The following is a 24,094-nucleotide window of genomic DNA, read 5'->3' as shown; positions in this document are numbered from 1 at the left end:
ACGGGCTACGCATCAGGCAGAGTGAGCGCGCAGCTGATTATTCCAAGGGTCCATGAAGTTCAGCGATTGCCCATCAAAAGTGGTAGCAATGCCCTTGTATTTCAGGCGGTCAGCCAGCGCATCGAGCGCTCCCTCCCCCGGCAGGTGAAGATTCACCACTCCTAGACCCAGCGTGTTTTGGCGAGGGCTGGCACCCAGGGAATTCCAGACATTCATGGCCATGTGGTGGTGGTAGCCGCCAGCAGAGACAAAAACCGCGGCGTTACCCAAACCGGCAGTGCGCTCAAAGCCCAGGGCATCAACATAGAACTGTTGAGCAGTAGCCACATCACCCACCTGCAGGTGCACGTGGCCCACGGTGCCTGCGTAGTCTGCTGGGGTCTCTGCCGCCAAGGCGATCTGCTCATCGGTCAAGTGTTGGCGAATAAATTCAACGGGGTCAATATGGAGAGTGTCCATAGAAACCTCACCGTTAGACCACTGCCATTGGTCGCGCGGGCGGTCAATGTAGAGTTCAACTCCGTTGCCCTCTGGATCAGCAAAATAGAAAGCCTGGGAAACCAGGTGGTCGCCTGAACCTACATATCGATTGCGGTAGGAGGTCAAACCTCGAATGAGCGACCTAGCGAGATCCTGCGGGGTGTCAAAGAGAATTGCGACGTGAAAAAGACCGGCTTCGGTGCGGGCGGGGGCGCGCAGGGAAGGGTCATGCTCGAGAGTCACCAACACCTGATTTCCCAACCCTAGGTGGACGCCGGGTAGGTCAGAAGTCAGTTCAACTAAACCCACGCCACGGGTGTAGTAGTCATAGACAGCTTTTAGGTCTTTGACGCGCAGGCGGACAGTGCCCATGGTGGTATTTGCTGGCAGAAGATTAGTTCCATGCGAGGCTGCAGTCATGGCGGGTCCTTTCGAAAATATTTACTTTACTTGTAAAGTATTTCCTAGAAAAGTGTAACCGTCAACCCCTCACCCTAAAGAAAAGGGCAGCCCCCAAAAAATTTATTTCTCTTAGGCGAACTGACCTCTTTAGTGACACTCCAGGCTGCCGCTACCAGCCCAGCTCCGCAAACAGCTGATCCACGTCCTGCACCACCGTTAAGGCCTCAAAATAGCGGCTATCCACAAACCCAGCGTCCGCCATCGATTCGAGCGCCTCAATCAGCGGGTTCCAGTAACCGCCCACATTCAGCAGATAGAGAGGCTTACTATGCTGGTTGAGGTAGTACCAGGTCCAGGTTTCAAAAAATTCTTCAAGGGTTCCGGGGCCACCGGGCAGAGCAACGAAAGCATCCCCTTCCTCTGCCATACGAGCCTTGCGCTCGTGCATGGTTTCCACGACCACTAGCTCGGTGAGGTTCTTATGCGCTTTTTCTAGAGGAACCATGAATTCGGGAATAACACCCAGAACGTCGCCTCCCGCGGAGAGAGCAGCATCTGCCATCTGCCCCATCAGACCAACCTGCGCACCCCCGTAGACCAACCTGACGCCGCGCTGGGCAGCTTCAAGCCCCAGCCGGTTTGCTTCAACCGAGAAGACAGGGTTATTTCCCATGGACGAGCCCATAAAGACGGTCAGGGATTTCTGCACATCGAAGTCCTCAAACTGCTCGACCAGGGCAGGAAAGACCGCCTCGGTGTTGAGCGGCGCCTGGTGTTCTAGGTTTCCTTCGACCGGGTGAACCCAGCGGATCTGCTCAATTTCAGCCTGCGGGTGCACCTTACCCCAGCTGGTATCAACGATGGGCGCCAGATAGACATGAGCTTCGACCATCATTCCGGGTTCGTTGAGGGCAGGCTGGGTAAAGACGCCAATCTCCTGCAGTCCAGGAACAGAAATCCTCAACCCCAACTCCTCATAGACTTCACGCACGGCTGTCTCTTTGAAGCTTTCCCCCGGTTCCGGTTTACCCCCGGGCAACATAAAACCGGTGGTGCCCCGTTTGCGCACGGTCAGCACCTCCATATCGTCATTAACAAAAACTACTGCTGAAACACGGATAACAGACATGCTTTCTAGAGTACCGGCCAGAAGGGCCAAGCCAGCTCACCGCACAAGCGCCCTGCGGCAGAGCTAATTCAGCTCTTCTCAACACATAGACTTATCGCTTCGTAAAATTATGTGAGGGTTGGCACAAGATAGTATTCTGAATAACAGTACCTGCCTAAAAACTGATCAAGGGAGACCACCCTATGGCAAAGATTATCTACACCCACACCGACGAAGCGCCGCTGCTGGCCACCTACTCGTTCAAGCCCATCGTTGAGACTTTCGCTGCTACTGCCGGTATTGAGGTTGAGACCCGCGACATTTCGCTGTCCGGCCGCATTTTGGCACAGTTCAGCGACATTCTGCCCGCTGACCAGCAGGTTGCAGATGCGCTGACCGAACTGGGCGAACTCGCTAAGACCCCCGAAGCTAACATCATCAAGCTACCCAACATCTCGGCGTCCGTGCCCCAGCTCAAGGCAGCTATTGCTGAGCTTCAGGCACAGGGCTACGGCATCCCCGACTACCCTGATGAAGCTGAGACCGAGGAGCAGAAGGACGTCCGCGCTCGCTACGACCGCGTCAAGGGTTCAGCAGTTAACCCCGTGCTACGTGAGGGTAACTCTGACCGCCGCGCTCCCCTATCGGTCAAGAACTACGCGCGCAAGAACCCTCACTCCATGGGTGCGTGGAGCGCAGACTCCAAGACCAACGTGGCCACTATGGGTCAGAACGACTTCTTCAGCAACGAAAAGTCCGTAGTTATCTCTGGCGATGACACTCTGAAGATTCAGCACGTGGCAGAAGACGGCACCGTGACCGTTCTCAAGGAATCCCTGCCCGTTTTGGATGGCGAAATCATTGACGGCACTTTCATGGACGTCGCCAAGCTGGATGCCTTCCTGGCTGAGCAGATCGTCCGCGCCAAGGCTGAGGGCGTGCTCTTCTCCGTGCACCTCAAGGCAACCATGATGAAGGTTTCTGACCCCATCCTCTTTGGCCGCGTGGTACGCGCCTACTTCTCCGAGCTCTTCGATAAGTACGGCAAGCAGCTGGACGAGGCCGGTCTCAACGGTAACAACGGCCTAGCAGCAATCATTAGCGGCATCGAGACCCTGCCCGCCGACATCCAGCAGGACGTCCGCGACCTCATTGAGAAGAGCCTGGCAGAAGGCCCCGAGCTGGCGTACGTCAACTCAGATAAGGGCATCACCAACCTGCACGTCCCCTCAGATGTCATTGTGGACGCTTCGATGCCCGCGATGATCCGCACCTCGGGTCAGATGTGGGGCAAGGAAGGCGAGCAGGCTGACACCCTGGCTGTCCTGCCTGATTCCTGCTACTCCGGTGTTTACCAGACCGTCATTGACGACTGCCGTAAGAACGGCGCCTTTGACCCCGTCACCATGGGCACCGTGCCCAACGTTGGTTTGATGGCTCAGAAGGCTGAGGAGTACGGCTCACACGATAAGACCTTCCAGCTAGATGCAGCCGGTAAGGTGCAGATTGTTGCATCCAACGGCGATGTGCTCATTGAACACGACGTGAAGGCTGGCGACATTTGGCGCGCCTGCCAGACCAAGGACATCCCCGTTCAGGACTGGGTCAAGCTAGCTGTCTCCCGTGCCCGCGATTCTCAGACCCCCGCCGTTTTCTGGCTGGACGAGAAGCGCGCACACGATGCAAACCTGATTGCCAAGGTCAACAAGTACCTGGACGACCACGACACCGAGGGCCTGGACATCCGCATCCTGGCACCTGAGGCTGCCACCCAGTTCTCCATTGACCGCATCCGCAAGGGTGAAGACACCATCTCGGTGACCGGTAACGTTCTGCGTGACTACCTGACCGACCTCTTCCCCATCCTTGAACTAGGCACCAGCGCGAAGATGCTCTCCATTGTTCCGCTGATCAACGGTGGCGGTCTGTTTGAGACTGGCGCTGGCGGTTCTGCGCCCAAGCACGTTCAGCAGTTGGTGGAGGAAAACCACCTGCGTTGGGATTCACTGGGTGAGTTCCTGGCACTGGCGGCTTCTTTCGAGCACCTGGCAAAGACTACTGATAATGCGCGTGCGCAGGTTCTGGCGAACACTCTGGACGCTGCGACCGGCACTTTCTTGAATGAGAACAAGTCACCGTCACGTAAGGTGGGCGAGATCGATAACCGCGGTTCGCATTTCTACCTGACTAAGTTCTGGGCTGAGGAGCTAGCTGCTCAGACCGAGGACGCAGAGCTGGCTGAGGCTTTTGCACCGCTAGCTGAGGGTCTGGGCGAGAAGGAAGAGGCTATTGTTGCTGAGCTGCTGGAGGTTCAGGGTAAGCCCGTGGACCTGGGGGGCTACTACAAGCCCTCAGACGAGCTAGCCGAGGCAGCGATGCGTCCAAGCGCAACTCTAAATGAGATTGTGGGCGGACTGTAAACTAAAATTTCTCATATAGAAATCACCCATCACAAAGCCATGATATCTACGAATGCAAAATTTCTGTTAGTTCTCTTTTTATAAACCGATTCGGACTAGCTAAATTATGCTCGTAGATTTCATGGCTATTTTTGCAAAACTACACATTTCAGCGCGGCGTTAATTTTTTCCTTAGCTCCATGCCGAACAGAAATATAAATCGTCTAGGAATTCTGATGGCAAAAACAGGCACCGAGTGGTCAATTTGGGACTTACATGTTCATACTCCGGCTTCCATTCATCAACATTACGCTGGAGATAACGAAAGTTCATGGGAAAAATTTTTTAGTGATATAGAAAATTTAGACGAAAATTTCAAAGTCATAGGAATCAATGATTACTGGATACTAGATGGCTATGAAAGGGTCTTGCGAGCACACAATGAAGGGAGAATGAGCAATATTGAACTATTCCTTCCTGTTATCGAAATGCGCTTGAGTCATTTCGGAGGGTCTAAGAATAGCCTCTCAAGAGTAAACCTACACGTAATTTTTAACAATACTCTGGCGCCGGGCCAAATCAGAAACCAGTTTCTAAGTCGCATTGAATCTAAATACAAACTTTCACCTAATAACACAGAAGAACAATGGAATGCAGTAATTGACAAAGATTCAATAATCGATTTAGGCAAACAAATCAAAGCTCAAGTACCATCTGAGAAGCTGGTAGATTACGGATCGGACCTCCAGGAAGGTTTTAATAACCTAAACACAACGTTAAAAAGTGTTGAAGAAGCACTTGATAACTCGTTTCTCAGAGGTAATTATTTATTAGGTATCGGAAAAAGTGAATGGTCTTCCATCAAATGGAATGGGCAGTCAATTGCAGAGAAAAAAAATCTAATTAATACATCCGATTTTATTTTCTCTGCTTATATTGACAATAGCAATTGGGCAAATGAAGTTGAATCCTTCAAAAGACACAATATAACCCACAAAATTCTAGACTGCAGCGATGCTCATTATAATGCTGAATCTTCTGAGTCTATGCGTATCGGCAACTGCTCCACATGGATTAACACTATCACGACTTTTGAGGGTCTAAAATACGCTTTGAGCGAGTTTGACCGAAGAGTTTTTGTTGGATCTCTACCAAAATCTATAAGAAAAATCAGAGAGTCACCAAATCAATTTATTAATAAAATTGAGATTAAATCTGATAATCCAGACTTGGAATTATTTAATCATAATCTAAAGCTAAACCCTGGCTTTGTAGCCATAGTTGGGAACAAAGGGCAAGGAAAATCTGCGCTTCTAGATTGCATTGCTCTTGCTGGGAACTCAAATCGCAACTCTGATTTTGCTTTTCTCAACAAAAAAAGATTTTTAAGTCCTCACAGTAAATCTAAAGCTGATCGATATACAGCTAAGCTAACTTGGAAGAACGGTATCGAAAGGTCTGTCGCACTCAACGAAGAGTTTGACACAAGTACCGAAGTTAAAGTTGAGTATCTTCCTCAAATGTTCGTTGAGCGAGTATGTAACTACCAGGTTACTGAGGCAGAGGCTTTTGAAAGCGAATTAAAAAATATTCTTTTTACTCATATCAAAACCCAAGACCGTGAAAATAAGAGTGACTTCGATGAATTACTTGAATCGAAAACTAAAGTCTTTCAGGAAAGAATTTCATCTTTACGTGGAAATCTTTTAAAGATAATAGATGATTATCAAAAAAATGTCAGCTTTAAATGGGACAACAAAGAGACCGATCTTTCTTCAATTTTAAACACCAAGAAAGCTGATCTCAAAAACATTAATCAATCTATCAGTGAGTTAAAAAATGAAATCTCTGTATTGAGTAACTCAACCGATACGAACCAGTCAGATATTTCAAATAATGTATCCTCAAAAATTTCAGATATTTCAAAAACAGTTTCTCAAATCAAAGAAAAAATAGAATCAAAAAAGAAATTGAAACTGGAATATATTCATAATATTTCCACCAGCAAAGAACGGCTCACAAGCATGACCGCCTTCGCTGAACGCTTAGTCAAGATTGAAAATCAAGTTCACAAAATTAACACTGACTATCAAGAAATATCTGACAGCTCAGAAAATATCGCATATATCGAAATAAAAAATGAAGTAATTAATAGCCTTATCGAAAAGACAAAAAAAGCTACAGATGCACTAGAAAAAAAAGTTTATGAAATTAACGCAGAGATGGATGAACTGGAGATAAGACTCAACACACAGGAGAATCAATTGCGAATGCTAGATGGGGAACGGCAGGCAAAAATTGAAGATCTTAATTTGCTCGAAAATCGAAAGGACCTGATAATTGGATCTAAACAGCAACCAGGTTCAATCAAGGAAATTGAAGGAAGACTACTAAGACTTGAGTCGATCCCTGGAACGCTTAGCAAAATCGAAAAGGATTTGATTAATATTTCCTCAGAAATACATCATACAATTAGACAACAAAGTGAGTTTGTCAAATCTTTATACCAACCTGCAGCTGAATATATAGAAGGAATTCCTATACTAAGCGATATTGGCCTTGAGTTCTCAACTGAAATTGTCTCCAAAAATATTTGGGATACGTTGCTTGGTCTGATTAATAAAAACAAAAGCTCACTTTTCGAAGAATGGGCATCTGAAATTTACGAAAATTTAGATGTTTCAGATTTCAATAATATAAATTTAGTTTTACGAGAGCTCATTACTAGAATTAATTCATTTAGGGGCGATGGAGGTGGCGACTCTAGGGATCCTAGAGATGTATTCAACAGAGGGACTAGTTTATCTGATTTCCTTATGACTATATTAAATCTAGATTGGCTAGGTGTCAGATTTGGCATCACTGGACATGGGTTACCTCTCTCACATTTATCGCCAGGTCAACGTGGATTAATTCTCACTATGTTTTATTTAGTAGTGGACTTAAGAAATACACCGTTGCTTTTGGATCAGCCAGAAGAAAATCTTGATAATGAAACGATTGCTTCAAATCTAGTTCCCGCGCTTCATTTTGCTTCAGGGAGAAGACAAACTATAGTTGTTACCCATAATGCCAACTTAGCTATTGTAGGAGACGCAGATCAAATTATTCATTGCCATTCAGATGGTCAACGTTTTTATATTGATTCTGGATGTATAGCAGAATTCAATATAGCTGACACATCAATAAATATTCTCGAAGGAACTAGAACTGCTTTCGACAATAGGCGAATAAAGTATGACAAATTTGTTTAACGCTAGTTCAGCGACCATTTATTTTGAGGCATGTATTATTTCACATTTAAATTATTTACTAAATATTACGTGATTTTATAGTCAAATATAGGTAGTCAAAATTAATTTTTGAACTATCTACATCTATAGGAGCAAGTCAATCTACACACCAAAGCATATGGTTCTGGCTTAATCTTTTTACGGGTCTACACATAAAGTTCTATAACCGTCACTGTTTATCTCTACTCCACAACCTATTTTAATGTTGGTACAGGTCATTGCCTCTTCCTTAGAGCGATACTGCATCGAACAGTACGTAGCTTCGTACCGTGGTCAACCACCTGCAGGGTGTAGCCTTTATGACCTCCGCTTCCTCTCTTTTTCCACCGTTACTTAGGCTCTGGCTTCTCAGAAGAGGTTATTGTGGCTGAGCTGCTGGAGGTTCAGGGTAAGCCCGTGGACCTGGGGGGGGCTACTACAAGCCCTCAGACGAGCTGGCAGATAAGGTAATGCGCCCGAGTGCTACCTTGAACGGTGAGCTGACTAAGCTCAAGTAAGTAGATTATAAAAAAGGCTGGTGGCCTTCCCAAAAGGGAAGGCTACCAGCTTTTTAATAGTGGTCCTAAAAGGTTGAATAGCCTTCACGGCTCATAGTTACACCGTGACCGGTTTTAGTGTTGGTACAGGTCATCGCCTCCTCCTCAGAGCGGCATTCAATCGAACCGTAGGTAGCAGTCGTACCGTACTCAACAACCTGCGGGGCATTACCCTCGTGCTCCCCCATCATGAAGAACATGGCATCACCACGCGAATTCAGCGATACCTCATCCAGCTCATCATCTAATGCAAAGACCCAGGCAGGGCCAGTAATATCACCGGTCGGGTACTTCGCCTCATCATAATAGGACTTCACGCCGCACCGGGCGAGACCCTCCACCGCCCAGATGTCACACCCAATATTGCCGGTTGGGCTGACCAAGATACCGATTTTCTCATCGGCCGCCACCTCCTTGCCCACCGGGAAAGTAGTAGTCACCTCAACTAGATCAGGCTGGGCCTCATATGAGCTAGTAGCCGAAGGCATCGGGCTCGGCGTAGGCACCGAAGAGTTTGCCGCAGCAGCTGACGAAGCAGGTGGGGTTACCGTTTCATTATCTGTTGTTCCTGTGCCAGATGAGCCGCACCCGGCCAAGAGAACGGTGGTAGCCAGAAGTGTCAGTCCAGTATAAGACTTCATTGTCTTCCCTTCTCGGTAGTGATTCCAGGCTAACAGCACACAGCCTCCGCACACCTCACTAAAACTATCCATTAGTTCCAAAAATAGGGGGTGGTGGGCCAGAAAGTCTGGCCCACCACCCCTTATATTGATCTATCTTTTCCTAGGAAAGAGAGGACGCTAGTTCGCAGCCATCTAGCGGTTTATCCGAAAGGTGTGCCAGTGCGAAACCATGATCGAAACGCCTGCCCAAAAGTTTATAGGTGGAATTCCACAGCAGCTCCGTTGTAGCCGCCTCCCCATGAGTCTCGCTATCAGAGTTCTCGCCGGCTTCAGGAGCGCAGAGGTAAGCCACGCGCTGCGGGTCGTGGTGCCAGAAATAAGATGCACCATCCGCTGTTTGCAGCCGCAACCGGGTGCCGCGACGGGCAGTGACAGTGGCTTTCTCCCACACCATGTTTGAAGCGTTCATACCAACAGCAGGCACAATTCCGTGACCGGCAGTGTGAAGAATACAGCGGGTACCAACACGTTCTTTGGTGGTTTCTGCATCGGCATTGGAAGAAGAAAAAGAAAGCTGACCCATGAGGGCCTCCTAAAATAATCGCTACTTTCACCGGATCATTTGAGCCGGGTGACCGATTTTCCTTTAAGGGCACCGTCTGCGAAAGGCGGTTGCCAGCCAACAAGTCAAAGGGCTTAGCGTTGGGCTTCTGAATCGTGATTACTACTTTAACAGAGCTTTACGAAATAGTTCAAGCATCCTGCAGAAAAATGATGGATGCCTAGCTCAGCGCGCCGCCAGATTCTTCCAGGTAGCAGGTAGCACACAGGGACTCGTAGCCCACGTGCACGCCGTCGATGGCCACCTGGTCGCCGTCGAAGATGAACTTTCCGTCCAGCGTCCGCCCGTTAAAGAGTGCTTTACGGCCGCACCGGCAAATAGTCTTAAGTTCTTCAAGAGTGTGGGCAATTTCAAGCAGGCGAGCAGAACCGGGGAAGGCGTGAGTACGAAAGTCGGTGCGGATACCGTAGGCAAGTACTGGGATGTCCTCCAGCACGGCAATGCGCATCAGGTCATCGATTTGTTCTGAGGTCAAGAACTGTGCCTCGTCTACTAGCAGGCATGAGACGGGCAGGTGCCAATGCATCCGGTCAGGGTCTTCAGCTACTTCAGCAGCGGCATGAAAGAGACCCTTAGCTGAGTCCTCGGGCCCAATAAGGAAGTCAGCATGGCGGGTCACGCCCAGGCGAGAAACAATGAGGGCATCACCCTTGGTATCCACACGGGGCTTAGCTAGCAGGACGCGCTGACCGCGCTCCTCATAGTTATAGGCAGCCTGCAGCAGGGCCGTAGACTTGCCCGAGTTCATCGCCCCAAAACGGAAATACAGCTTAGCCACGTGCGCTACCCTTTCACCAGAAAAATCAAACGGCACCAGTCTACCCGCAAACAAAAACACCAGCATGGCGGCTCCCCTTCGCGAGCGAAAGGTGAGCCATGCTGGTGCAGTGGTGGCGGAGTGGACGTGCTTGCAGCCGGCGAGAGCCCGCCCGCCCCGCCACCGTTCAGTTTGAGGTTAGCCCTTGACGGGTTCCACCTCGATGCCAGAGACATCCACCTGATTGAGGGGAATGGTCTTTGAGCCGCTGACCATCTTGTGGACCAGGTAGACGCCAATGATGATAGGTACACCAATGTAGGCTGAGACAACCTCGAACCAGTGGCCCTCAAAGATGGCGTTATAGTTCTGGCCACCAATGACCAAGAGGCACATGAGCAACGCAACGATGGGCCCGATGGGGAAGAGCGGTGCCTTGTAAGGCAGGCCATTCACATCGAAGCCCTGGGCGACGTAGGCGCGTCGGAAGCGGTAGTGGCAGATAGCAATGCCCACCCAGGTGATGAACCCGGAGAGGCCTGAGATGTTAATCAGCCAGGTGTAAGCGGCACCCTGGCCTACGAGTGCGGTGACGAAGCCGAAGAGACCGATAGCTGCGGTCATCAGCAGGGCGGGCATGGGGATGCCGCGTTTGTTGACGCGCATGAAGATTTTGGGTGCTTTGCCCTCGACTGCCAGGGAGTAGAGCATACGCGATGAGACGTAGAGGCCTGAGTTACCGGCAGAGAGGATAGCGGTCAGAATGACCGCGTTCATCACGGAAGCTGCGAGCGCGATACCCAGGTTATCGAAGACCATGGTGAAGGGCGAGTAAGCGATGTCGGTTTCATCAGCGCGCAAGAGGTTGGGGTTGGTGTAAGGAATCAGAGTACCGATCACCGCGATAGCACCAATGTAGAAGAGCATGATGCGCCAGAAGACGCTCTTGAGGGCACGGGGGACGTCGCGGCGGGGGTTTTCTGATTCGCCAGCGGCAACACCAATCATTTCGGTGCCTTGGAAGGAGAAGCCAGCGACCATGAAGATGGCCAAGATGGAGATGAAACCGCCCTTGAAGGGTGCTTCGCCGTCGGTCCAGTTACCAAAGCCCGCCTCGTTATTTCCCAGGATTCCAAAAATCATGAGGATACCTGCAATGAGGAAGACGATGACTGTGAGCACCTTGATGGCGGCCAACCAGTATTCTGATTCGCCGTAAGCACGAGCTGAAAGAATGTTGATGCCCAAGATGATGAAGAGGAAGAGGCCCGCCCAGATCCAGCCGGGGACGCCGGGGAGCCAGTAGGACATAATGACGCCGGCAGCGACCAGTTCTGCGGCAACGGTAATGGCCCAGTTGAACCAGTAGTTCCACCCCATAGCGAAGCCAAAGGACTCTGAGACGTAGCGTGAAGCGAAGGTCTGGAAGGAGCCTGCTACGGGCAGGTTGGCTGCCATTTCGCCCAGGGACTGCATGAGGAGCAGCACCATGATGCCGATGAGCGAGTAGGCGAGCAGAGCGCCGCCGGGGCCAGCGGTTGCGATGGTGGAACCTGAAGCGACAAAGAGGCCGGTGCCAATAGCGCCGCCAATAGCAATCATGGAGAGGTGACGGCTGCGCAGGCCGCGCTTCAGCTCTTCTTTATTCTCACCAACCGGAGTGGGAACTGCATCAGTAGACATAAGGAGCGTACTGCTTTCGGTAGTTAGGATGCTGGAGGATTACACCAGGACCCAAGAACTTACCCCAACAGTTTTGCTAATGGGGCATAAGACAAACTTTAGATTACCACCGCAGCGTCCATTTGACCCCTAAACACCGCGTGATATCCAGCCCAGAGGGCAGAAAAGAGCCGCCCTGCACTCCAGTGACCGTGGGGGCTGGAGCGCAGGGCGGCGCAATGGTGATGAAGAGCGGGCTAGAAATACACCCGGGTTGACCTAGGCGTTCTCGTTGATAAAAGTAACCTTGGTGGCGTGCTCTACAGTGCGGCTGACGGTGCAGTCCTTCTCGGCCGAGAGTTTAATCAGGCGGTCCACCATCTTCTGCGCTTTCTCGCCCTCAGCACCGGCGGGGAAGGCTACCTTGAAGCTCACCTCAACATCATCAAGCCGAACAGCGCCGTCCTCATTTTGCTTGATGGCAGAGGACAGCACCTCGAAAGTCTCGGGCTCCACCTTTCGGGAAGTCACCACATCGACGTCCACGGCGGAGCAACCAGCGATTGCGGCAAGCAGTAGCTCGACCGGAGTCAGCATCCCCTCCCCCTGGCCAAAATCTAAGGTAGCCCCGTTAGCACCGGTGGCTCGGTAGTGCTTTTTACCGATGCGCTCAACGGGCACAGCGCGGTAGTTAGGGTCTTCAGTGCGGGCATTTTCTGCCATGGGGCTCTCCTTATACGAATGGAGTAAGAGGTCTTCTTATAAAAACGTGTGGCGCTAGCTACTTATTCCGTGCGCTGTCACAGCTAGGGCGGTTAGGGCGCTTTGAGTAGCTTCATGGTGATCCGCGAATCGATGCGGGAGATGTACTCGTGCTGAGAGGCGAGCGCGCTGTACCAGCGCTCATAGGCTTCTGAGTCTTTCACGCGTACCTTGATGTAGTAGTCGGGCAGACCGAACATGCGGCGGAATTCGATGACAGCTGGATCGGCAAGGACGGTGCTCTCAAAGGCTTCTACGCTGGGCAGGTCGTTGCGTGAAAGATCTACGAAGACCAGCACCTCAAAGCCTTCATCGAGCAGGGCATGGTTGATGCGGGCCGTATAGCCAGCAATAATTCCAGCTTCTTCTAGCCGACGCACCCGGCGCAGACAGGGGGCAGCTGTTAGCCCTACCCGAGCAGCAAGTTCCTGGTTGGCGAGCCGACCATTAGCGGTAAGCTCTTCAATAATTGCGCTATCAAGGTTGTCCATGTGCTTTATCTTGCTATAAGAGCTGCTTTTTAGCAATAAAAAGCAAACACTTTGCGGGGCTTTTTATCTAGACTTGTTTCTTATGTACCAGGAAAGAACCACCACCGCTTCACTGCCGTTTGTGACAACCAGCGAGGTCACCAGCCCCGCTACAGCGACCGGGGCACTGCCCGTAATTTCTGGCGAGCATGTGCATACTTTGCCTGGTGAGAGCGGCTTCCGCGAGGGCTTGCGCGTTGCCGGTTTCATGTGCCTTGGCTTTGTGGTGATGGGTATGGGTTTGGGTGTGCTGGTGTCATCCTACGGGTTAGCCTGGTGGGTTGCCCCCGTGCTGTCTGCCGTGGTTTTCGCCGGATCTGTTGAGTTCTTGTTGGTAGGCATGATCGCGGCCGCCGCTCCCCTATCCCTCATTGCATCCACCACCCTGATTATGAACGCCCGGCACCTGGTCTACGGCATCAGCTACCCGCTGCAGAATGTGCGGGGCGGCTTCGCCAAGGCGCTAGCTGTTTACATGCTCTGCGATGAGGCCTACGCAGTGAACACGGGGCCAGGCTCTAAGAATTACCGCCAGGGGAGGATCCTGACCGTTTCGATACTCCTCTGGGTCAGCTGGTGGGGTGGCTCCACCCTGGGCTACTTCGTAGGCGCAGCTTTCCTGAGCAACCTTGCAGGCGTGGACTTCGTCATGACCGGCATGTTCATCATTCTTTCCATCGACGCTTACCGCGCTGTCAAAGATCATGTCACCGCTTCGCTGGCTGCCGCGGCGTCAATCACCGCTATCATTCTCTACCCGCAGTCCATGTTGTTGATAGCCCTGCTAGCCCTGGTGTGCTTCTTGATTCTGCGCCATCTTGTGCAGGGCCGTCAGGGCGCTTGCGAGATCTCTACCCAGGAGAGTCAATATGCCTAACACCGGCTACATTCTGACGGCAATTTTTCTGGCTGCCGGCATTACCTTTGCTCTGCGCCTGATTCCCTTTGGCATCAAGAGCGCGCTGAAAGGCAACGCACTGGTAGAGAATCTCTCGCAGTGGTTGCCTATGGGTGCAATTATTTGTCTGGGTTTTTACGTACTGGTTAGCATCGACTACTCCTCAGCCCACACCGCTATCCCCTACCTGGCAGGTTCAGTGATCACTGCCGGTCTGCACCTGTGGCGCAGAAACCTGGCCCTGAGCCTGGTGGCTGGCACCGCGGTCTGCGTCATCCTTTCTACCTGGGTTTTCTAACAGCCTGCTTAAAGACATCTGGCCCCCGCTTGCTGTAGCGAGGGCCAGTTATTTATGGGGCGTTAGAGGACTGCGAGTGCTGCTTCGTAGTCAGGTTCGGTGGTGATTTCATCGACCAGCTGGGTGTAGATCACTTCACCAGCGGAGTTAAGGACGACCACGGAGCGTGCCAGTAGACCTGCTAGAGGGCCATCGGTCATGGTCACACCGAAGTCTTCGCCGAAGCTATCACGGAAGGCGGACGCTGAGACGACGTTCTCGATGCCTTCAGCACCGCAGAAACGATCCAGGGCGAAGGGTAAGTCCTTGGACACGCAGAGCACGGTAGTGTTCTCGAGCTTGGCAGCTTCTTCATTGAACTTGCGCACTGATGCGGCGCACACACCGGTGTCAATCGAAGGGAAGATGTTGAGAACAAGGTTCTTGCCCTCAAAGTCTGCGCCGGTGGTGTTTTCGAGACCTGTGGTGACCAGGGTGAAGTGGGGGGCCTGTGAGCCAACGGCAGGCAGTTCGCCTACGGTCTGGACGTCGGTGCCTTGAAATTTAGTTGTAGCCATAGATTTATTGTGTCTCTGATTACCTGCTTCTGGCAAGGTATTTGGCTCTACGCTTACTCTCACTGCTACCTGAGCCTCGCCCCTTGTAGGCGCTCATTGCTGGAGAATAAAATACGACTAACGCCAGAAGAAAGGGCAGAGTCATTATGTCAGAAAAGCAGAGCTACCACGGCGAGCGCAAGGTGGTGAACGGTAAGTTGGTGGTGGTCGATTTTGAGACCGATGGGGAGGTTCTCACCAGCGCTAAGGTTTCAGGTGATTTCTTTATTGAGCCGGAGGAGGCTTTCTTTGAACTTGCACCTGCCTTGGTAGGAGCGTCGGTGCATGAGGACGCCGATGCCCTGGTCACCCGCATTAACTCAGCTCTTGCGCAGTTTGGCGATGATTTATCTTTGCACGGCTTTACGGTAGAAGACATCGCTTTTATTGTGCGACGTACCCTGGCTGGCGCCAAGGAATTTACTGACTACGACTGGACCATTCTGCGCCCCGGTGTTCTGCCCACTGCGATGAACGTTGCCCTGGATGAGTATCTACTCGAAGAGGTACTGTCTGGGCGGCGCGGGCCTATTGTGCGGTTCTGGGATTGGGAGGACCGTGCCACGGTGATTGGCTCCTTCCAGTCCTACACCAATGAGCTGTGGCCTGAAGGTGTGGCTGAGCACGATGTGCAGGTGGTACGCCGTATTTCTGGTGGCGGTGCCATGTTTATGGAGGGCGGTAACTGCGTCACCTATTCCATCTACGCACCCAAGGAGCTGGTGGCAGGGCTGTCCTATGAGAAGTCCTATGAGTTCTTGGATCAGTGGGTGCTGGCTGCACTGGCAGAGCTGGGTGTGAAAGCGTGGTACAAGCCCATTAACGACATCACCTCAGAAGCAGGCAAGATTGGCGGTGCTGCGCAGAAACGCAACACCCGCGGTCTGCTGCACCATGTCACCATGAGCTATGACATTGACGCCGATAAGATGCTGGAAGTCCTGCGTATCGGGCAGGCAAAGATTGTGGATAAGGGTATCCGTTCCGCCAAGAAGCGAGTTGATCCCCTGCGCCGTCAGACAGGCGCCAGCCGTGAAGAAATCGTGCAGACCATGATTAATACTTTCACCGGCAGGTACGGTGCCAGCCTGGGTGAGCTCACCGATGCCGATATGGCTGCTACCCAGAAACTGGTCGATGAAAAGTTCGCCACCAAAGAATGGACTCACCGCGTGCCCTAGTAGGTCTTCAACGTCTATCTCTGAGCAGGGGCTACGGCGGCGTCCTTCCACCTGCTGGGAACTTCACCCGCAGTACGTTAGGTGAGGCGAATGAGTGCAACACCGGCCAGCATAACCGCGATACCGGCAGCCTGCAGGACGGTCACAGGGCGACGGGGAGCCTCGAAGATTCCGAACTTATCAACGATGAGTGAGGCAGTCACCATGCCGGTCAATGCGGCCATAATGGTAGAGCCTGCACCGAGAATGGGCACGAAAAGGGCGTTAAAGGTGACGAAGATGGCGCCTAGCGGGCCGCCTACCCACATCCAAAGCGGATTGGCAGTTTTACCGCCTGGCACCCTCACTCTAAATTTGAGGCGGAGCGCCAAGGCAATGAACAGTAATACCAAGGTGCCTACGGTAAAAGAAACGAGAGCAGCCTTCAGTCCGGAACCGATGAGGGTGCCCAGACTCGCGTTGATGGGTGACTGCATGGCCATGAGAAAACCCGAGAAAATAGCCAAAGCCTGCCACCCCAGCTGACTGCCAGGTGAGGTAGCTCCCTGTTGCTGCGTACCACTATCCGGTGCCTTGGCGCGGCGTCCTAGCAAAACAGCAGCGAACACACCAGTCAAAACCAGAGCAGCCCCGATACTTCTGAAGGGGGTCAGGGAGGTCTGAGGTGCGTGAAAGAGACCGAACTGGTCGATGATGAGGCCCATGAGGATTTGCCCGGTGATGGGCAGGATGACGGACTGCACCCCGCCCAATTTGGGAAAGATAAAGATATTGGTGGTAAGACCGATGACGCCCAGCAGGCCGCCGGTCCAAATCCAAAAGGGTTGTCCGCTCACGTCCTCCGGGGAAAACCAGAAGTGGCCCTCAACAACCGTAGAGAGAAAGAGCAGGAAGAGCGTACCACCGATGAAGGACACCAAAGATGAGAGGAAAGGGGAACCTACAGACTCCCGCAACCTGGAATTAAAGGTGGTTTGAATGGGAAGCAAAGCCCCACCCAGAATCATGAGGGGCAAAGCGAACATGCGGTAGTCAACTTTCTAGGTCTAGAGGACGTTTAGCATTTTACTCTTGTTCGCTAAACTTGAGCCTAATCAAACTCGCACCACCCTAGAGGGGCAGAATTGTCGCATCCCGCAGATACGCACCAGGTTATTCGTATTACCGGTGCCCGCAATAACAATCTGAAGAACGTCACGGTTGAAATCCCTAAGCGCCGTTTGACGGTCTTCACCGGTATCTCGGGGTCGGGTAAAAGCTCCCTCGCGTTTGGTGTGGTGGCAGCTGAGTCACAGCGCCTGATCAATGAAACGTACTCAGCCTTTGTGCAGGGTTTCATGCCCCACCAGGACCGCCCCGACGTTGACTCAATTGAAGGGCTGACCAGCGCCATCATTGTGGACCAGGAACGCCTGGGCGCCAATCCGCGCTCAACCGTGGGTACAGCCACCGACGCTCTACCCATGCTGCGTATGCTCTTTGCCCGCGTCGGCTCCCCCAACCTTGGTTCCCCTACCGCTTTTAGTTTCAACCAGGCATCGGTACAGGCAACCGGTGCCCGCAAGGTAGGCAACGGCAAGGTGGAGCATGTTACCTTCTCTCGCGCCGGCGGCATGTGCCCCCGCTGTGAAGGCCTGGGTAGAACCAGCGACATCAACATGGCGGAGCTTTTTGATGAAAACCTCACCCTAGAAGACGACCTTTTCACCATTCCCGGCTACAACGCCGGAGGCTGGAACGTGCGCCTCTATAAGGAAAGCGGGCTCTTTCCCGCCGACGTGCCCATCAAAGATTTCACCGAGCAGCAGCGGGAGGACTTCCTCTATAAAGAGGCAACCCGCATGAAAATTGCCGGTATCAATATGACCTATGAGGGCCTCATCCCCCGCCTGCAAAAGTCGGTGCTCAGCAAGGACGCCGAGGGGCTACAGCCGCACGTGCGTGCCTTCGTCGAGCGCGCGGTGACCTTTGTGGATTGCCCCGATTGTGGAGGCTCCCGCCTCTCTCAGGCAGCTCTTGAATCTAAGGTAGCTGGCAAGAACATCGCCGAGTTGAGCGATATGCAGGTCTCAGATCTGCTGACCTGGGTAAAGGAGCTGAATGAGCCCTCTGTGGCTCCACTGGTTGCTAGTCTTGAACACCTGCTGCAGTCTATGGTCACCATCGGCCTGGGCTATATCGCGCTCTCCCGTTCGGCGTCCTCTCTTTCAGGCGGCGAGGCGCAGCGCGCCAAGATGGTACGCCACCTGGGCTCCCCGCTCACCGACGTCACCTACGTTTTTGATGAACCCACCGCAGGGCTGCACCCCCACGATGTGGCAAAAATGAACCAACTGCTCCTGGCCCTGCGCGACCGCGGCAACACCGTGCTGGTGGTTGAACATAAACCAGAAACCATTGCGGTAGCAGACCACATTATTGATATGGGCCCGCTAGCCGGTTCAGGCGGTGGCACCGTGGTCTTTGAAGGTAGCTACGACAATCTGCGCGCAGCTGACACCGTGACCTCCCGCCACCTCTTTGACCGTCAGGGCCTCAAAGGTAGCGTCCGCACGCCGACCGGCGTCCTCACCGTCAAGGACGCCCAGCGCAACAACCTGCGTTCGGTCAGCGTTGACCTGCCGACCGGCGTACTGACCACCTTGACCGGAGTAGCTGGCTCGGGTAAGTCCTCCCTGATTGCTGAGTTCTTCAGCCAGCACGAGGGCAGTGAAGAGCGCATTATCTTTATCGACCAGTCAGCCATCAAGGGCTCGCGCCGCTCTAATCCCGCCACCTACACCGGCCTGTTAGAGCCCATCCGCAAGGCCTTCGCCAAGGCCAACAGAGTAAAGCCCGCCCTCTTCTCTGCAAATTCTGAGGGCGCCTGCCCCGAATGTAAGGGCACCGGTGTCATCGAAACCCAGCTGGGCTTCATGGAAAAATCAACCGCCACCTGCGAGGCCTGCGAAGGCAAGCGCTTTAGCCCTGCCGTGCTGGAATACACATTTGGCGGCAAGAACATCAGCCAGGTGCTCACTCTGCCGGTCGCTGAAGCACTCACCTTCTTCACCAGCTCGGAGGGCAAGATTCCCGCCGTCGCCAAGATTCTCAAGCGCCTATCAGACGTTGGCCTGGGCTACCTTACCCTGGGCCAGCCACTCTCTACTCTGTCAGGTGGTGAACGCCAGCGCATCAAACTGGCAACCCAAATGGCTGAACCGGGCGGAATCTACATCTTTGATGAGCCAACAACCGGCCTGCACCTGGCTGATATCGAGCAGTTCTTGGGTCTGCTAGATCAGCTGGTGCACGGTGGAACCACCGTCATTTGCGTGGAGCATCACCTGGCTGTGGTAGCTCACTCCGATCATGTGATCGATGTAGGCCCCGGAGCAGGTCACGACGGCGGCAGCATCGTTTTTGAAGGCACCCCGGCACAGCTTGCCCTAGCCACAACCCTGACTGCTCAGCATTTAGCCGCTTATCTCCCACCCACAGAAAACGAGCGCCAAAACCTGCCCGCCTTTTAAAGCCCACCAACGTTCATATATTCACAAGAAAAAGAGAGTTTTTATTAACACACACAATGAAGTTTTTAGCGCATCACTAAGATGTGCCAAAATTCATTAACCATCAAGAACGTAAACAGCACATAGCTCAGGCGGTATGGGCTGTTCTGGCGCGCGAGGGCGTTCGTGGCGTTTCTGTCCGGACTGTGGCAGCAGAAGCCGGTATCTCAACAGGCTCCCTGCGCCATGTTTCTCCCATCCTGAACGATATGATGCTCTACTCCCTTGATTACAGCAGTCAAAAATTTTTGGCATCGCTCACCAGCCGGAAGGTCACCGGCCCCTCATCGATCACTTTGAGGATTTGCTGTTCGACTTTTTACCCACGAGCAACGAAAGCCGCATGTACTCTGAGGTGGTAGTTGGCATGCTGGCAGAAGCATCTAACATCCCGGGTGCTGCGCGCATGCTTCAGCAGCAGGAAACCGAGCTGTCCTACACTTACAGTTTTGTTCTGAGCCAGCTGAAAGCTCACGGGCGCATCAGATCAGATATCGACGTTCAGTACGAAACTGATACCCTTGTCTCGCTTTTGTTCGGGGTAGATGTCTCCTACATGCTCTCTGACCAAACAGCCTCTGACCAGGAGCTGCAGGCGCCACTTAAGATGCATCTCTCGTCCTTAAAGAACACTGACTAGAACCCAAGGAACCTCTTGTGCCTAAACTTATCGATCACACAGAACGTAAAGAGTTTCTCTCGGCAGCAGTGTGGAAGCTCCTTGATGAGCATGGAGTCAGTGCCATTTCAATCAGAAACGTAGCTGCTGAAGCGGGTATTTCGGCGGGTTCTTTGCGGCACTCTTTTAAAAGTCGGCTGGATTTACTCGAGTACGCGCTGCAACTTTTGACGGATCGTATTCAAGAGAACGTGAGAGCCCGGGCTAGAGACGGGCTCACTGTTGATGGTGCCGTGAGGATTCTAGAGTTTCAGATTCCTCTTATTCCTGCCACAGAGACCTACGCACGGGTGATGGTGGGTATGATCGCCGAGATGAGATCCACCCCTGAGCTACGGAAAATCGCCCACCGCAGTCTTCAGCAGCTTCGCGTCACCTATCATGACATGTTCGCCTGGCTAGAACGCGCTGGGGAGCTCACACCGGGCACGGACGCTGCAACGCAGGCTGATCAATTGCTGATTTTAGGCCAAGGTATCACCGCTAAAACAATTTTAGATGGGCGACGCTCTGAGCCGGTAGATTTGAGCCGGGCCTTTAGAACCCACCTTAATAAGGTTCTGGTTCATCCGGTGCCCTATCTGACCGAGGAAGAAATCACTGAGCTGACTAAAGAACTCGCCAGGTATCGCAGCACTTCTTCCTCGTCGGCCCATTGACGCGGAACTTAGCCGCAGATATACAAACGCTGTCTTGGGCCTGATTGGGTCTGGGAGCGGAGTTTATTGTTCTGCCGGTATGTTCGCTTCTATTATGGCAGAAATACACAAATGAAAAACCGCCCCCACCAACACTTAGCAGCGCGGGCAGGGGCGGGTTACTAAACCTCACACAAAGGCTTAAGAAACGGCGGGGCCTTCAGCCTCAGGTGCAGTTGCAGGGTCTGAAATGACGTCAGCGGGAGCGTCCTTGACTGCCTTCTCAGCAGCTTTTTCAACCTTGTGCTCTGCTCGAGTTTCTTTGACCTCTTCGACCTTAGCCTTGGTCTTGTCAGCTGCAGTGGCAGCTGCTTCCTTGGCCTTTTCAGCTACCACAGGAGCCTTTTCCTTGATGGTCTCTTCGGTAGCCTTGATGCCTTCTTGCACCTTGGGGTCGTGCCAGACGTTGGTGGCCTGGGTCTTAATCTTTTCGTAGCTTTCGCGGCCTGCGCGAGCGCCTAGAACGTAGCCGATGCCGATGCCAGCTACTAGTGCGATACGTGCTCTCATGATGTCCACCTTTACGGTTGCTGATAGTGCTGACTACATAATACGCCTACTTAGGGCACTGAGATAGGTGACACACCGTCCGTTGGTTGTGTGGCGGTTGCATAGCGCCCGGTAATCCCATCAATCAGGAGGCGGTGACTTCGGGTTTCGGCATACCAGTTGGGCTTCCATACGGCCTCTTGAACATGCTCAAGTAAAAACTCGAAGCTTGCAGCAAGCCTGTAATGCTTAAGAAATTGTACGTAAGCTGCCTCTTGCGCGATTTTCACCAGCTGCTGACGCTCTACATCATCCAGGGGCTCTTCTCGCACCAGGTCAGAATCTACTGGTTCGCTCGAGAGATTCCAATCATCCGAAGTCCAAGCTCTGCGGGTGCGGGGGTCTACCAGCACACGAATAAGCTGGCCATTGAACCGGCGTGACGGCCCTTTGGGTGACGATACCCTGAACACCACACCTGTAAGCCGGTAATAGCTGGGCTCAAGTGTTCGCGTCCAATCCTTTTCAGGGAAGACTTTTTGAGCTAGCGCAAGAGCTTCGTGGTAGGTCACCGAGGCTTTAATAGCCTTCTGCTGTGTCACGGTCTCTACCTACCTTCCGGCATCTGGGTCGACAGGTCAATGTCTTCCTTGACATCCCGAGTTGAGCGGGTGTTAGTGACGCTAGCAGCGCTATCAATGGCGTCCAGAATATGCGCTGAGACTGGGTGTGATTTTTGGGTGAGAAGCGATCCAACAATCATTGCCAGGGTTGAACAGACGATACCTATCAGCATGGGGTCCAGCCCAGTTGCCGCCCCCAAGTCTCCAAGCTTCCACACAACAGAGACCGAGCTACCTACCAGCATGCTGGCAAGGGCACCCACCTTATTAGCTTTCCTCCACCAGACTGCGCATATATAAGCAGGGGCAAAGGCTGCACCGAGCACAGTTGCTGCGAAAGTAGCGAGGAAGAGGACGGACGGGGGCTGAAGCAACGCCATCGTCAGACCTCCCAGTGCCATCACTAATACGGTGATTCGCGAAACCTTCACCAGGGTCTTCTCAGAGACCTCTTTGAGGAAGAAGCGCCCAACAAGGTCACGAGAAGCGATGGTTGAAGCCTGGAGTAGCAGGGCATCAGCGGTAGACATAATTGCGGCCATCACTGCAGCCATAACAATACCTACAGCGAAGCTCGGCAATACAGTTTTTGCAACCTCAAAAATAGCTTGTTCAGGGGCTGCCAGGTTAGGCACCACGATGAGGGCAAGAAGACCGACCAGGTAGGGAGCGGGGATAAAGAGTAAGTTGAAGGCGGTTGAATAAACGCCGGCCATGCGCGATACCGAAGGCTTCTTCATTGCCATATGGGACACAACAACATGGGGCCAGCCCATGTAACCAATCGAGAAGATCAGAAGGGCACCAATAATCAATCCCCACTGATTCTGATATTCAAGGTCAGCACCAAACATGGTGAGCAGGTTGGGGTTGATGGCTTCAATCTGCTGGTGGCCGGCGGTCAGGCCCCCTACTGCCTGCAAGGTGGCGATAAGAATCCAGACCATGCCAATCAACATGATGATTGCCTGGACGAAGTCGGTATAGGCGACAGCAAGGTAGCCACCGAGGAAGGTGTAGGAGACAATCACCGCTACCGCGATGACAAGGGCAATATCGAAGCTTATACCGGTGACAGAGGCCAACCCGGCACCACCTGCGATGAACTGGCTCATCAGGTAGAGAAAGAGACCACCCAGAGCCAAGATGGATGCAACCATTCTCACGGCTGAAGACTGGTAGCGATTTTCAAGGTATTCAATGGAGGAAATTGATCCCAAGATCTTGGTGAGCTTACGCATGCGTCGACCGATAATAGAGAGGTTGAGGACGCCGCCGCCCAAATCACCCAGGGCGTACCACATACCAAAGTAACCCGATGAGTACCCGAGAGAGCCAGCTCCAGCGAACATATAGCCCGACATCGAGGAGGACTGCAAACGCAAGGCTGTCACTGCTGGGCCCAAGGAGCGTCCGGCAAGGAGGAAATCTTCTGAGTCATTACTAGACTTTTTCATCGCCCAGATTCCGATCAGAATCATAACGAGAAAGTAGATGATGAGGAATGCTACTGCAATGTTCACAGCCTAATCCTCCTCATCCGCGTTAGCCCAGTCTCGGGTCATAAAGTAGAACCCTGCGGTGTATATAATCCAGAACAGTGGAATAACGGTCATCACTAGGACGGTAAACCCTGGTAATCCAAACATTTCAAACCCTTTCCGTCTGAGCCTGTAGGCCATTTACGAAACAACCTCATACTTTGAGGCATGGAACACATTGCTTTACTTACTAGTGTTGTGGACAAAGCCTCATTGCTCAATTATCAAAACGTTCTCTTTAGACGGTAATAGATAACAGAGTGTTGCCGGCAGGAATCCTACCTTCGGAACGCTACTGAACTGAATCTACTTTAATAAAAATAAACACCCTAATCTCCCCGCTGCCCCGTTCTTCTCAAGAACGGG

Annotated in this window: 21 protein-coding genes and 1 riboswitch; of the genes, 8 read left to right on the top strand and 13 right to left on the bottom strand. The window is 52.5% G+C overall.

All coding sequences use genetic code 11. The features are described 5' to 3' along the window. Positions 1–12 precede the first annotated feature (12 nt). Together ABD982_RS03045 and ABD982_RS03040 are read right to left on the bottom strand one after the other, a co-directional pair. Entirely contained in the window at positions 13–900 is an 888-nt protein-coding gene (locus tag ABD982_RS03045) for a VOC family protein (protein WP_345444587.1), read from the bottom strand. A gap of 151 nt (positions 901–1,051) precedes the next feature. Then, positions 1,052–2,011 (bottom strand): TIGR00730 family Rossman fold protein, encoded by a 960-nt coding sequence (locus ABD982_RS03040; protein WP_345444584.1) that lies wholly within the window; start codon positions 2,009–2,011, stop codon positions 1,052–1,054. A gap of 182 nt (positions 2,012–2,193) precedes the next feature. Between ABD982_RS03040 and ABD982_RS03035 the strand changes: the two genes are divergently transcribed. Both ABD982_RS03035 and ABD982_RS03030 read left to right on the top strand, forming a co-directional pair. Continuing rightward, positions 2,194–4,410, top strand: a complete 2,217-nt coding sequence (locus ABD982_RS03035) for an NADP-dependent isocitrate dehydrogenase (protein WP_345444582.1) — start codon at positions 2,194–2,196, stop codon at positions 4,408–4,410. 215 nt (positions 4,411–4,625) lie between these two features. Beyond that, a complete protein-coding gene (locus tag ABD982_RS03030) occupies positions 4,626–7,643 on the top strand; it encodes a TrlF family AAA-like ATPase (protein WP_345444578.1) in 3,018 nt (1,005 codons plus the stop codon). Between the two features lie 601 nt (positions 7,644–8,244). Here the strand turns inward: ABD982_RS03030 and ABD982_RS03020 are convergent. From ABD982_RS03020 to ABD982_RS02995, 6 genes are all read right to left on the bottom strand, one after another. After that, a complete protein-coding gene (locus ABD982_RS03020; RefSeq protein WP_345444575.1) occupies positions 8,245–8,859 on the bottom strand; it encodes a hypothetical protein in 615 nt (204 codons plus the stop codon). A 142-nt stretch (positions 8,860–9,001) separates the two neighbouring features. Continuing rightward, entirely contained in the window at positions 9,002–9,424 is a 423-nt protein-coding gene (locus ABD982_RS03015) for a hypothetical protein (protein ID WP_345444572.1), read from the bottom strand. 16 nt (positions 9,425–9,440) lie between these two features. Then, a riboswitch (SAM riboswitch) is annotated at positions 9,441–9,558 on the bottom strand. Positions 9,559–9,623: 65 nt separating this feature from the next. Next, a complete protein-coding gene (locus ABD982_RS03010) occupies positions 9,624–10,241 on the bottom strand; it encodes a thymidine kinase (protein WP_345444569.1) in 618 nt (205 codons plus the stop codon). Between the two features lie 177 nt (positions 10,242–10,418). Continuing rightward, positions 10,419–11,903 (bottom strand): amino acid permease, encoded by a 1,485-nt coding sequence (locus ABD982_RS03005; RefSeq protein WP_345444566.1) that lies wholly within the window; start codon positions 11,901–11,903, stop codon positions 10,419–10,421. 258 nt (positions 11,904–12,161) lie between these two features. Then, on the bottom strand, positions 12,162–12,605 hold the full coding sequence (locus tag ABD982_RS03000) for an OsmC family protein (RefSeq protein WP_345444563.1): 444 nt from the start codon (positions 12,603–12,605) through the stop codon (positions 12,162–12,164). Positions 12,606–12,697: 92 nt separating this feature from the next. Beyond that, complete coding sequence (locus tag ABD982_RS02995) at positions 12,698–13,135, bottom strand: Lrp/AsnC family transcriptional regulator (protein WP_345444560.1); 438 nt, start codon at positions 13,133–13,135, stop codon at positions 12,698–12,700. A gap of 82 nt (positions 13,136–13,217) precedes the next feature. Between ABD982_RS02995 and ABD982_RS02990 the strand changes: the two genes are divergently transcribed. Further along, positions 13,218–14,051, top strand: a complete 834-nt coding sequence (locus tag ABD982_RS02990) for an AzlC family ABC transporter permease (RefSeq protein ID WP_345444557.1) — start codon at positions 13,218–13,220, stop codon at positions 14,049–14,051. Further along, entirely contained in the window at positions 14,044–14,370 is a 327-nt protein-coding gene (locus tag ABD982_RS02985) for a branched-chain amino acid transporter permease (RefSeq protein WP_345444554.1), read from the top strand. Before ABD982_RS02990 ends, ABD982_RS02985 begins: the two co-directional genes overlap by 8 nt. 62 nt (positions 14,371–14,432) lie before the next feature. Here ABD982_RS02985 and tpx read toward each other — a convergent pair whose 3' ends face one another. Beyond that, entirely contained in the window at positions 14,433–14,927 is a 495-nt protein-coding gene (tpx, locus tag ABD982_RS02980; RefSeq protein WP_345444551.1) for a thiol peroxidase, read from the bottom strand. 146 nt (positions 14,928–15,073) lie between these two features. Between tpx and ABD982_RS02975 the strand changes: the two genes are divergently transcribed. Beyond that, complete coding sequence (locus ABD982_RS02975) at positions 15,074–16,147, top strand: lipoate--protein ligase family protein (RefSeq protein ID WP_345444548.1); 1,074 nt, start codon at positions 15,074–15,076, stop codon at positions 16,145–16,147. Between the two features lie 77 nt (positions 16,148–16,224). Here ABD982_RS02975 and ABD982_RS02970 read toward each other — a convergent pair whose 3' ends face one another. Next, a complete protein-coding gene (locus tag ABD982_RS02970) occupies positions 16,225–17,172 on the bottom strand; it encodes a DMT family transporter (protein WP_345444545.1) in 948 nt (315 codons plus the stop codon). A gap of 99 nt (positions 17,173–17,271) precedes the next feature. Between ABD982_RS02970 and ABD982_RS02965 the strand changes: the two genes are divergently transcribed. The 3 genes from ABD982_RS02965 to ABD982_RS02955 all read left to right on the top strand — a co-directional run bounded on the left by ABD982_RS02965 (position 17,272) and on the right by ABD982_RS02955 (position 21,036). Then, on the top strand, positions 17,272–19,659 hold the full coding sequence (locus ABD982_RS02965; RefSeq protein WP_345444542.1) for an ATP-binding cassette domain-containing protein: 2,388 nt from the start codon (positions 17,272–17,274) through the stop codon (positions 19,657–19,659). Positions 19,660–20,002: 343 nt separating this feature from the next. Then, complete coding sequence (locus ABD982_RS02960) at positions 20,003–20,338, top strand: TetR family transcriptional regulator C-terminal domain-containing protein (protein WP_345444539.1); 336 nt, start codon at positions 20,003–20,005, stop codon at positions 20,336–20,338. A 17-nt stretch (positions 20,339–20,355) separates the two neighbouring features. Continuing rightward, entirely contained in the window at positions 20,356–21,036 is a 681-nt protein-coding gene (locus ABD982_RS02955; RefSeq protein WP_345444536.1) for a TetR/AcrR family transcriptional regulator, read from the top strand. 180 nt (positions 21,037–21,216) lie between these two features. On the opposite strand, the gene ABD982_RS02950 is transcribed toward ABD982_RS02955, so the two are convergent. Genes ABD982_RS02950 through ABD982_RS02940 form a run of 3 tightly spaced genes read right to left on the bottom strand, consistent with a single transcriptional unit; the run spans position 21,217 to position 23,710 of the window. Further along, the gene (locus tag ABD982_RS02950; protein ID WP_251379156.1) at positions 21,217–21,585 is read right to left on the bottom strand and encodes a YtxH domain-containing protein; all 369 of its coding nucleotides are present in this window, start codon (positions 21,583–21,585) and stop codon (positions 21,217–21,219) included. A gap of 50 nt (positions 21,586–21,635) precedes the next feature. Further along, the gene (locus ABD982_RS02945) at positions 21,636–22,166 is read right to left on the bottom strand and encodes a hypothetical protein (protein WP_345444530.1); all 531 of its coding nucleotides are present in this window, start codon (positions 22,164–22,166) and stop codon (positions 21,636–21,638) included. A gap of 5 nt (positions 22,167–22,171) precedes the next feature. Next, complete coding sequence (locus ABD982_RS02940) at positions 22,172–23,710, bottom strand: sodium/proline symporter (RefSeq protein WP_345444528.1); 1,539 nt, start codon at positions 23,708–23,710, stop codon at positions 22,172–22,174. Positions 23,711–24,094: the final 384 nt, after the last annotated feature.

Origin of the sequence: Rothia endophytica, from assembly GCF_039543885.1 — a bacterium.
Taxonomy (GTDB): Bacteria; Actinomycetota; Actinomycetes; order Actinomycetales; family Micrococcaceae; genus Rothia; species Rothia endophytica.
The sequence above is the reverse complement of the archived record's forward strand: the minus strand, read 5'-3'. Positions and strand labels throughout refer to the sequence as shown.

What these genes read in the sequence shown, in the direction of transcription:
- ABD982_RS02985 (WP_345444554.1), top strand. Translation starts at nt 14,044, where the DNA reads ATGCCTAACACCGGCTACATTCTGACGGCAATTTTTCTGGCTGCCGGC.
- ABD982_RS02995 (WP_345444560.1), bottom strand. Translation starts at nt 13,135, where the DNA reads ATGGACAACCTTGATAGCGCAATTATTGAAGAGCTTACCGCTAATGGT.
- ABD982_RS03040 (WP_345444584.1), bottom strand. Translation starts at nt 2,011, where the DNA reads ATGTCTGTTATCCGTGTTTCAGCAGTAGTTTTTGTTAATGACGATATG.
- tpx (WP_345444551.1), bottom strand. Translation starts at nt 14,927, where the DNA reads ATGGCTACAACTAAATTTCAAGGCACCGACGTCCAGACCGTAGGCGAA.
- ABD982_RS02975 (WP_345444548.1), top strand. Translation starts at nt 15,074, where the DNA reads ATGTCAGAAAAGCAGAGCTACCACGGCGAGCGCAAGGTGGTGAACGGT.
- ABD982_RS03015 (WP_345444572.1), bottom strand. Translation starts at nt 9,424, where the DNA reads ATGGGTCAGCTTTCTTTTTCTTCTTCCAATGCCGATGCAGAAACCACC.
- ABD982_RS03020 (WP_345444575.1), bottom strand. Translation starts at nt 8,859, where the DNA reads ATGAAGTCTTATACTGGACTGACACTTCTGGCTACCACCGTTCTCTTG.
- ABD982_RS03005 (WP_345444566.1), bottom strand. Translation starts at nt 11,903, where the DNA reads ATGTCTACTGATGCAGTTCCCACTCCGGTTGGTGAGAATAAAGAAGAG.
- ABD982_RS02990 (WP_345444557.1), top strand. Translation starts at nt 13,218, where the DNA reads ATGTACCAGGAAAGAACCACCACCGCTTCACTGCCGTTTGTGACAACC.
- ABD982_RS03000 (WP_345444563.1), bottom strand. Translation starts at nt 12,605, where the DNA reads ATGGCAGAAAATGCCCGCACTGAAGACCCTAACTACCGCGCTGTGCCC.
- ABD982_RS03030 (WP_345444578.1), top strand. Translation starts at nt 4,626, where the DNA reads ATGGCAAAAACAGGCACCGAGTGGTCAATTTGGGACTTACATGTTCAT.
- ABD982_RS02950 (WP_251379156.1), bottom strand. Translation starts at nt 21,585, where the DNA reads ATGAGAGCACGTATCGCACTAGTAGCTGGCATCGGCATCGGCTACGTT.
- ABD982_RS02970 (WP_345444545.1), bottom strand. Translation starts at nt 17,172, where the DNA reads ATGTTCGCTTTGCCCCTCATGATTCTGGGTGGGGCTTTGCTTCCCATT.
- ABD982_RS03035 (WP_345444582.1), top strand. Translation starts at nt 2,194, where the DNA reads ATGGCAAAGATTATCTACACCCACACCGACGAAGCGCCGCTGCTGGCC.
- ABD982_RS03045 (WP_345444587.1), bottom strand. Translation starts at nt 900, where the DNA reads ATGACTGCAGCCTCGCATGGAACTAATCTTCTGCCAGCAAATACCACC.